Below are 10,205 nucleotides of genomic sequence, written 5' to 3' on the forward strand. Positions count from 1 at the left end.
TAAACTTGGTGAAACACTATATGTAAAAGTCGGATCAGCTGTTCCGTACACTTTTGTTTGAGAAACATTAGCGGTAACTGTTATTGGTTTAGCTGTAATGGCAAAATCTTTACTAACAAAAGTGATCAAATATTTATTTCCAGCAGAAAGATCTCCTTGATTAATAGCATAAGAAGAACCTACATTTTCTCCAACGGCTCTACTTAAAGCTCCTGTAAAAGAATCACCAGATAACAAAGCAGGATTTACAGTATAAGTCAAAACAGGATCCGAAGAACCGTAAACTTTCGTTTGAGAAGCGTCTGCAGTAACCGTAATAGGAATTTGATTTAATTTTAAAGTAAAACTATACGCTGCAGTACAACTATTTGCATCAGTAGCTGTAACAGTAAAATTACTATCAGCAACCTGAGTAGAAGTCCCGGAAATCACCCCTGATGTAGACATAGAAAGTCCGTTAGGCAAACTCCCCGCAGTAATGGCGTATGTTTTTGCTCCTGTACCTCCAGTTGCTACAACATTCTGAGTATATGAAGTATTGTAATCATATCCAGACAACGCAGTTGTTGTAAAACTAATAGCGGCAGGTTGACCTACAACAATATTATTTATTGTTATTTGACAAGACTTTGCGTCTGTAATTGTAACTGAATAAGTTCCTGCAGCAAGTCCCGTAGCTGTCGTAGCTGTACCTCCAGATGGGGCCCATGAATAGGTATATCCAGGAGTTCCTCCAGAAGCAACAACTGTAGCAGTACCATTCGATCCACCGTTACACGAAACTGGGGTTGTTGTAGTTATGGTTCCGTTAAGGGCAGCGCTAGGTTGACCTACTACAATACCAGTGATTGTTTTGGTACAAGAGTTAGCATCTGTAATTGTAACTGAATAAGTTCCTGCAGCAAGTCCCGTAGCAGTAGCTGATGTCCCACCTGATGGCGACCAAGAGTAAGTATAACCTGAAGTACCTCCGGATGGAGTTACTGTAGCAATACCATTAGAACCACCGAAGCAAGAAACCGCAGTTGTAGTTGTGCTTCCGTTAAGTGCGGCAGCTGGTTGACCTACAACAATATTATTTATTGTTATTTGACAAGACTTTGCGTCTGTAATTGTAACTGAATAAGTTCCTGCAGCAAGTCCTGTAGCTGTCGCAGCTGTACCTCCAGATGGGGCCCATGAATAGGTATACCCAGGAGTTCCTCCAGAAGCAACAACTGTAGCTGTTCCGTTAGATCCTCCAAAACAAGAAACTGTAGTTGTAGTTGTAGTTCCGTTAAGTGCAGCAGCTGGTTGTCCTACTACAATACCTGTGATTGTTTTTGTACAAGAGTTTGCGTCTGTAATTGTGACTGAGTAAGTTCCTGCAGCAAGTCCTGTAGCTGTCGCAGCTGTACCTCCAGATGGGGCCCATGAATAGGTATATCCAGGAGTTCCACCAGAAGCAACAACTGTAGCTGTACCATTCGATCCACCGTTACATGAAACAGTTGTTGATGAAGAAGTAGCTGTTAAAGCTGCTGGTTGATTAATAGTAATTGTTTTGGTAATTTGACAACCAATGGCATCCGTAATTGTTACAGTATACGTTCCTGCAGCCAGACCAGTTGCGATAGAACCCGTACCTCCTGAAGGTGACCAACTGTAAGTATAAGAACCTATTCCTCCAGTTGGAGAAACAACGGCATAACCAGTCGAATTTCCAAAACAGAGCACATCATTTTTTACAGTAGATGAAGTAATATTAGAAACATTTAATGTTCCTGAACTCGAATTGGTACTACAAGAACCATCCTTAGCCACGCAACGGTACTGATATCCATTCATACCAGCAGCTGCTCCCGTAATTGTTAAAGTACTTGTTGTTGCATTCGAATAAACACCTCCATTTGTGATATTAGCAAAACCTGAACCTGTATTCACCTGCCATTGATAAGCTGTTGCTCCTGTAGCTGTACTAGAGAAAGTAGTATTGCTTCCAGCACAAATAGATCGGTTTGGAGGATTTCCAGTTATGGCAGGGGCTGTGCATGAAACAATATTCCTTAAAATCCATATGTTATAATTTGCAGTTCCTTCAGTATTATTAATCAAAAACCCCAAATCATCATTGATATCATTAAAAGGAAGCACAGTCGCATATTCATCTAAACCGGAAAAACAGTTAGAAAGATCAGATATTAAGTTGCAGTCGAAGTCATATTTTTCAAGAAAAGATTTCGCTCCTAAACCAGGCCCATATCCGAGGTCATTGTACATAGAAGATAAATAAAATCCAGTAGGAGTTACTACCGGTTTATAAATTGATCCCCAAGAATAAAGTTGTCTAATTACTTTTTGGTCAACCGCAACTGAACCATCCTCATTATAAACTTTCAATGCCAAACTTCTGGTTTCAGTCCCTGTTCCTGTTTGAATTTGATATGCTAATAAAAATTTATTATTGGGAAGCGACACTATATTAGGAATTTTATCCACATGTTGTCCAGATATTCCTGCAGTTGCCGCTGTAAAAGAATTAGCGCCATTAACCTGAATAGGAGTTAGTGCATCATTATTGAAAATCATAGCTTTATAAACCAAACTATAATAGTCAATCAAAATCATGAATTTACCATTTGCATTGGCAGCTATTTTATAAGCATATTGAGACTGTCCTGTAAGTCCGGCAAGGCTTGTTAATGATATTTGATTAGCATCTACCGCTATACCTGTCTGCGTAAATCTTCTCATAGAATAATCACTCCCACTCGTTGCCCAAGTAAAGATTATATTTCCATTTGATAATTGTTCAGATTCAACAAAACGATTCAATGAACCTACCAGAGTGTTTATTTTAGTAGGCCCTACTATTTGTACCCCAGAGGAATTAATTATTTTGAAATAAGCATCGGTGAATCCGGTTCCCGATGATGAGGAATACCAGTAAACCAATACGTTTCCATTAGACAAACCTTTATAAATTACAGAGTCTGAATTATCATTCGTACTTGGACTGATTGAAGTGGAAAGCATATCAGACACATTCCCATTTTCATCTACAATCTTGTTTTTTGATTCCCATGTATCCACATCAGTATAACTTACAAGAATATTATTTCCCAGTTTAGATACCTCGGGATAACCAGAATCCACATTAGTAGTTTCAATATTAATTCTTGTCGTGCCAATATCTGAGCATATTTGAGCTACTACATTTTGCATTGACATTAACAAAAAAAACGTTAACCATAAAAAGCACCTTATTCGGTGTTGAATTTTATTCATAAAGAGTATTTAATTTAAGTTTTGATAATTTGAGGATTCTCTAAATTTTTATATTTATTACCCTTTACCTGAAATTATTAAAACCATAAATGAAAGTTTTTTACAAAAAAAACCACAACAAGAGTAGTTTATCAAAAAAACTCTCAAACTAATAAAAATTTATTATTGGAAAATAATTTCATCTAACGAATTAAATCAATCAATCAAACTCATTAAAGAAGTAAAAAGCAAATTTGGGGAATTGATATTCTGCTTGATTAGCAGCTATCCGAGAAGAGTAATTATTCAATCATAAGCTTGTTTTTACGGTTACACAAATATTCTTTTTTAACAGAAAACAAAACTAAGAATACTCATCATATAATTAACAAAAAAACTACTATTTTTAACAAAAACATAAATTTGACAACACTAAAAATTACTCCACCAACTGATTGAATTTCTCAACCAGTTCGTTCCCTTTTTGGGTTTTTCCTGTTTTTTTCAACGCATCACCAAACCGGAAATAATAAATAGGTTCCAACTTTTCATTTGGCATAGCAAAAAGTGCCTCGTACCATTTGGCCGCTTTTTCCATTTGTCCTTTAAAATAATAATAATTCGCTACTTCCCGGAACATAAAAGCAGACTGATAGCCTTTTTCGAGTACCCTTTCGTAAACATAAACCACATTTACCAGAATAAAATCTCTTTTCTCTTTTTGAGGTTCGGCCGGAACTGAAGGAGCCGTATTTTGAACCGTCGGTGGCAGAATTTTTTCAGCAGGCGGAATTTCAACTTTAACTATCTTGCTTAACACAAAAGCCAATGAAGACTGCTCTATTGAAGGATTCTCAGGAATTTCAATTTTTCCGCTTTCGATAGCAATTTCAAGAAGTTTGGTTGGCTCACGGTCTTTCCCGGTCGCGGCATCGGAGTTTTTGGTTTCGATGTAATATTTCTTTCTGTAATTTTCTTCTTTATAAACCGGACTTATAATTCTAATATTATCAGGTCCTAAATCCACTTTACTAATCAAACTTAAATCAGAAACGGTATATCGTGTAGTAGAACCTCCAAATGCCATATTGACAATTTCTTCCACTTTATAGTACAATACATTTTTACTTTCAATGTTTGTATAAACTTTACGCATCTGACCATATCCGCAAAACGAATGAGAGAAACAAAAAATCACAATTAGCACTATTATTAATCTCTTCTTCATAATTTCTCTTATAAAAATCAACATTTTACCTGAGCGTTCATGGAATCATAGCGTATTTAGAAAGAAACTCTTTTTAAATACAATTTATAAACAAAATAGACTAACACACTGTTATTCAATAAAAAACAACCCAAAAAACAGTACTATAAATTTACGTAATTAAAAGAACAAAGCCCCCATCTACTCTGTTTTAAAATCAAATCAAATTCTATGCTTGAAACCACAATCACCTCCTAAAAACAACATTAGAAATCAACTTTCTTATTTTTTGGTTGTCGTAATTTTTTTCAAAAATAAAAGCAGCTCTAAAACGTTTTATAAATTTAATCAATAGGAGGATAAAAAAATATTTTTTAAACCGCTTTCTTCAAAAAAGCTTATTGTTTTTCTTATTTCAAACCTTATTTTAAATATTTTATTAAATATAATTCCGCAATTACCCCAAAAGACCTAAAAATTCTCAAAAGCCAAAAGCTTTTTTTATTTGTTACAAAAACAACTTTCTGAATCAAAATAGAAATAAAAAAACTAACTCCTTAAAACACAAGCAGACAAAACAAAAGAACAGCCCTTGATTAATCCACTTTGGGTATCGTATATAATCAACAATATTAATTGAATACATGATATGATTTTTATACTTTTGCGTCCTTGTTACCACCCGAATACAAAAAGCGGTCGTACAAAAGACAGAAATACACTAAAAAAAATTAAAAATGAGCAAGACATTATTTGACAAAGTATGGGATTCGCATGTTGTGCGTAAAATTGAAGACGGACCAGATGTGTTTTTTATTGATCGCCATTTCATTCACGAAGTTACAAGTCCAGTAGCTTTCTTAGGATTAAAATCAAGAGGCGTATCGGTATTATATCCGGAAAGAACATTCGCAACTGCCGATCACAATACACCGACCATTAACCAACACTTGCCTGTTGAAGATGCATTATCAGCTAATCAATTAAAAGCATTAGAAACTAACGCAACTGAATACGGGATTTCTCACTGGGGATTAGGTCATCAAAAAAATGGAATTGTACACGTTGTAGGTCCTGAAAACGGAATTACTTTACCGGGTGCTACAATTGTATGTGGAGATTCACATACTTCTACTCATGGTGCTTTTGGTGCTATTGCTTTTGGAATTGGTACTTCAGAGGTGGAAATGGTACTTTCTACACAATGTATCATGCAGCCAAAACCTAAAAAAATGCGTATTAACGTAAACGGAAAATTAAGCAAAGGAGTTACTCCTAAAGACGTTGCGTTGTATATCATCTCTAAATTAACTACTTCCGGAGGAACAGGATATTTCGTAGAATACGCAGGAAATGTATTTGAAGAAATGACTATGGAAGGACGTATGACTGTTTGTAATTTAAGTATCGAAATGGGTGCTCGTGGAGGTATGATTGCTCCTGACCAAACTACTTTTGATTTCTTAGAAGGAAGACTTTACGCTCCAAAAGGTGAAGCCTGGACTAAAGCAGTTGAATATTGGAAAACTTTAAAAACCGATGCTGATGCTACTTTTGACGCTGAATTAAATTTCAATGCAGAAGATATCGAACCAATGATTACTTACGGTACAAACCCTGGAATGGGAATTGGTATCAGCAAACACATCCCGTCTGCCAACGAAGTAGAAGGTGGCGAAGAAACTTATAAAAAATCATTAGCTTACATGGGCTTCCACGAAGACGATGTAATGATTGGAAAACCAATTGACTATGTTTTCTTAGGAAGTTGTACTAATGGCCGTATTGAAGACTTCAGAGCTTTTGCTTCTATTGTAAAAGGTCGTAAAAAAGCTGACAACGTAACTGCCTGGTTAGTTCCTGGTTCTCACATTGTTGAAGCTCAAATTAAAGAAGAAGGAATTTTAGATATCCTTACTGAAGCTGGTTTCGTATTACGTCAGCCAGGATGTTCTGCTTGTTTAGCTATGAATGATGACAAAGTACCAGCCGGAAAATACGCAGTGAGTACTTCAAACAGAAACTTTGAAGGTCGTCAGGGTCCTGGTTCAAGAACTTTGTTAGCTTCTCCAATTATGGCAGCAGCAGCAGCAGTTACTGGAAAATTAACTGACCCAAGAGATTTATTGTAATTGAATTTCAATAGCAATAACAATTTCAAAAAGAATTAAAAAATAAAAAGATTTTAAATATTCATGATTTAGTTTCTTCAAATGGAAGATCTAAAATCTGAATTCTGAAATCTAAAATCTAAATTAAAATGGCATACGATAAATTTAACATACTTACTAGTAGTGCAGTGCCACTACCGATAGAAAACGTAGACACAGACCAAATTATCCCGGCTCGTTTCTTGAAAGCTACAAAACGTGAAGGTTTTGGAGACAACCTTTTCAGAGACTGGAGATACAACGGAGACGGAACTCCAAAAGCTGATTTCGTATTAAACAATCCAACTTATAGCGGAAAAATCCTTGTAGGTGGAAAAAACTTCGGATCAGGTTCTTCTCGTGAGCACGCTGCCTGGGCAGTTTATGATTACGGATTCCGTGCAGTAGTTTCTTCTTTCTTTGCTGATATTTTCAAAGGAAACTGTTTGAATATTGGTGTTTTACCAGTACAGGTTTCTCCTGAATTTTCAGAAAAAATCTTTGCTGCAATTGACGCTGATCCTAACACAGAATTAGAAATCAATTTACCGGAGCAAACTATCACTTTGAAAACTACAGGTGAAAAAGAATCTTTTGATATCAACGGATACAAAAAGAACAATATGTTAAATGGTTTTGACGATATCGACTATTTACAAAGTGTAAAAGAAGAAATTGTAAGTTTTGCTGACAAACTTCCTTACTAAATAAAAATATTCATACCAAAATGCAGCTGCCAAAGCATCCTAAAAGAAGATGTCTGGCAGCTGCTTTTACCGTTTTATAAAACACTCAATCAAATGATTTCAGAAATAACGAAATCAAAACTTTTTTTAGCATCAGATTTATAATGGGAAAGAGAAAAATCGAAATAATGGACACGACACTTCGCGATGGGGAACAAACCTCCGGAGTATCATTTTCTGCTGCAGAAAAATTAACCATTGCCCAATTATTATTAGAAGAGTTGCAGGTTGACCGCATCGAAATTGCTTCTGCCCGCGTAAGCGAAGGAGAATTTGAAGGCGTTAAAGGAATCATGGCCTGGGCTGAAACAAAAGGATATACCGATAAAATTGAAGTACTAACTTTTGTTGACAAAGGATTATCTATCGAATGGATGAAAAAATCCGGCGCCAAAGTCCAAAATCTTTTAACTAAAGGATCCCTCAACCACCTTACCCATCAATTAAAAAAAACACCGGAACAGCATTTTTCCGAAATTGCCGAAAGCATTGCTTTAGCCAATGAAAACGGAATTGCCACCAATGTTTATTTAGAAGACTGGAGCAACGGTATGCGTAATTCGCCTGAATATGTCTATCAATATTTAGATTTTATCAGCACCCAACCGGTAAAAAGAATACTCCTTCCAGACACTTTAGGAGTCCTTATTCCTTCTGAAACATCCCAATATATTACAGAAATCACTCAAAAATATCCGCAAATTCACTTTGATTTCCATGCACACAACGACTACGACTTAAGTGTTGCCAATGTCATGGAAGCCCTAAAAGCGGGTGTTCACGGATTACATGTTACTGTAAACGGAATGGGCGAACGCGCCGGTAATGCGCCTTTGGCCAGCACCATTGCCGTAATCAACGATTTTATGCCGGAAATTGAAATTGGTGTAAAAGAAACCTCTTTATACTCGGTTAGTAAGTTAGTCGAAACCTTTACAGGTTATAGAATCCCAGCCAACAAGCCAATTGTAGGCGATAACGTTTTTACTCAAACTGCCGGAATTCATGCCGACGGAGACAATAAAAACAATCTATATTTTAATGATTTACTTCCGGAGCGTTTTGGAAGAAAAAGAAAATATGCTTTAGGAAAAACTTCAGGAAAAGCGAATATTGAAAAAAATCTTCAGGAACTTGGTTTACAATTAAATCAGGAAGACTTAAAATTGGTTACCCAAAGAATTATCGAATTGGGTGATAAAAAAGAAACGGTTACCAAAGAAGATTTACCTTACATCATTTCAGACGTTTTAGACAGTCATACCTATCAGGAAAAAATCACGGTAGAATCTTATTTACTGTCTCATGCCAAAGGAATGAGACCTTCTACTACACTTTGTTTGAAAATTGACGGGCAAATTATTGAAGAACACGCTCAGGGCGACGGACAATTTGATGCCTTCATGAATGCTTTGGCTAAAATATACAAAACCAAAAAAATGACGCTTCCAAAGTTAGTAGACTACGCGGTAAGAATCCCACCGGGAAGTAGCTCAGACGCTTTATGTGAAACCGTAATTACCTGGTTAAACAACGGAAAAGAATTCAAAACAAGAGGATTGGATTCTGACCAAACAGTAGCAGCCATTATTGCTGCGCAAAAAATGCTCAATGTTGTAGCCGAATAAAACGAAACAAAACAATAAATTAATATAAATACAAAATAATGAAATTAAACATCGCACTTTTAGCAGGGGACGGAATCGGACCGGAAGTAATTGATCAGGCAGTAAAAGTATCAGATGCCATTGCACAAAAATTTGGACATGAAATCACTTGGAAACCAGCTTTAACTGGTGCTGCTGCTATTGACGCTGTAGGTGAGCCTTATCCAGATTCAACTCATGAAGTTTGTAAAAATGCTGATGCAGTACTTTTCGGAGCTATTGGTCACCCAAAATATGATAACGATCCTTCTGCACCAGTTCGACCAGAGCAAGGTTTATTAAAAATGCGTAAAGCATTAGGTTTATTCGCTAATGTTAGACCTACATTTACTTTCCCATCTTTATTAGATAAATCTCCATTAAAAAGAGAAAGAATCGAAGGAACAGACTTAGTTTTCTTAAGAGAATTAACAGGAGGTATTTACTTTGGTGAAAAAGGAAGAAGAGACAACGGAGATACTGCTTTTGACAACTGTGTATACACCAGAGCAGAAGTACAACGTTTAGCTAAAAAAGGTTTCGAATTAGCAATGACACGTTCTAAAAAATTATGTTGTGTAGATAAAGCTAACGTTTTAGAAACATCTCGTTTATGGAGAGAAACGGTTCAGGCTATGGAAAAAGATTACCCTGAAGTAGAAGTAAGCTACGAATTTGTTGATGCAGTTGCAATGCGTTTGGTACAATGGCCAAATTCTTATGACGTATTAATCACTGAAAACTTATTTGGAGATATTTTAACAGACGAAGCTTCTGTAATTTCAGGATCAATGGGATTAATGCCTTCTGCATCATTAGGAGCTGAAGTTTCTTTATTTGAGCCAATTCACGGTTCTTACCCACAAGCAACAGGATTAAACATTGCTAACCCAATGGCTACTGTTTTATCTGCTGCAATGATGTTTGAAAACTTCGGTTTAGCTGAAGAAGGAAAAGCCATCAGAGAATCTGTAAACAAAGCTTTAGAAGCCGGAATCGTAACTGAAGATTTAGCTAACGGAGGTAAAGCTTACGGAACTAAAGAAGTGGGTGATTGGTTAGCGGCTAACATCTAATTTTCTCAAAATTAATAGCACTAAAAAAGGGACGATTTTAGACTGCCCCCAAAAGTTTAGACAAATTTATAATTAATTTTGATAATAATGAGCTCGATATTGTATCGGGCTCATTCCTTTTAAATTCAGCTTTA

At 36.1% G+C, this 10,205-nt stretch carries 6 protein-coding genes; 4 read left to right on the forward strand and 2 right to left on the reverse strand.

The genetic code is table 11. From position 1 onward, the window contains the following. Both B6A10_RS16000 and B6A10_RS16005 read right to left on the reverse strand, forming a co-directional pair. On the reverse strand, nt 1-3,204 hold a 3,204-nt coding region (locus B6A10_RS16000; protein ID WP_188221669.1), incomplete at its 3' end, for an MBG domain-containing protein. A 481-nt stretch (nt 3,205-3,685) separates the two neighbouring features. Then, nucleotides 3,686-4,474, reverse strand: a complete 789-nt coding sequence (locus B6A10_RS16005) for a tetratricopeptide repeat protein (protein WP_188221670.1) — start codon at nt 4,472-4,474, stop codon at nt 3,686-3,688. Nucleotides 4,475-5,190: 716 nt separating this feature from the next. On the opposite strand from B6A10_RS16005, the gene leuC reads away from it, so the two are divergent. From leuC to leuB, 4 genes are all read left to right on the forward strand, one after another. Further along, nucleotides 5,191-6,585 carry a 3-isopropylmalate dehydratase large subunit gene (leuC, locus tag B6A10_RS16010; RefSeq protein WP_188221671.1) on the forward strand — a complete coding sequence of 465 codons (1,395 nt, stop codon included), beginning with the start codon at nt 5,191-5,193 and terminating at the stop codon, nt 6,583-6,585. Nucleotides 6,586-6,713: 128 nt separating this feature from the next. After that, nucleotides 6,714-7,310 carry a 3-isopropylmalate dehydratase small subunit gene (leuD, locus tag B6A10_RS16015; protein ID WP_188221672.1) on the forward strand — a complete coding sequence of 199 codons (597 nt, stop codon included), beginning with the start codon at nt 6,714-6,716 and terminating at the stop codon, nt 7,308-7,310. Nucleotides 7,311-7,453: 143 nt separating this feature from the next. Further along, the gene (locus B6A10_RS16020; RefSeq protein ID WP_055091990.1) at nt 7,454-8,977 is read left to right on the forward strand and encodes an alpha-isopropylmalate synthase regulatory domain-containing protein; all 1,524 of its coding nucleotides are present in this window, start codon (nt 7,454-7,456) and stop codon (nt 8,975-8,977) included. A gap of 38 nt (nt 8,978-9,015) precedes the next feature. Further along, nucleotides 9,016-10,071: a 3-isopropylmalate dehydrogenase gene (gene leuB, locus B6A10_RS16025; RefSeq protein WP_188221673.1), complete on the forward strand. Its 1,056-nt coding sequence runs from the start codon at nt 9,016-9,018 to the stop codon at nt 10,069-10,071. The last annotated feature ends 134 nt before the right edge of the window (nt 10,072-10,205 follow it).

This window comes from Flavobacterium pokkalii, assembly GCF_014596575.1.
Lineage (GTDB): Bacteria > Bacteroidota > Bacteroidia > Flavobacteriales > Flavobacteriaceae > Flavobacterium > Flavobacterium pokkalii.

Bases quoted from the DNA above. Each gene is read 5' to 3' on its own strand.
- B6A10_RS16005 (WP_188221670.1), bottom strand. From the start codon at position 4,474: ATGAAGAAGAGATTAATAATAGTGCTAATTGTGATTTTTTGTTTCTCT.
- leuD (WP_188221672.1), top strand. From the start codon at position 6,714: ATGGCATACGATAAATTTAACATACTTACTAGTAGTGCAGTGCCACTA.
- leuB (WP_188221673.1), top strand. From the start codon at position 9,016: ATGAAATTAAACATCGCACTTTTAGCAGGGGACGGAATCGGACCGGAA.
- B6A10_RS16020 (WP_055091990.1), top strand. From the start codon at position 7,454: ATGGGAAAGAGAAAAATCGAAATAATGGACACGACACTTCGCGATGGG.
- leuC (WP_188221671.1), top strand. From the start codon at position 5,191: ATGAGCAAGACATTATTTGACAAAGTATGGGATTCGCATGTTGTGCGT.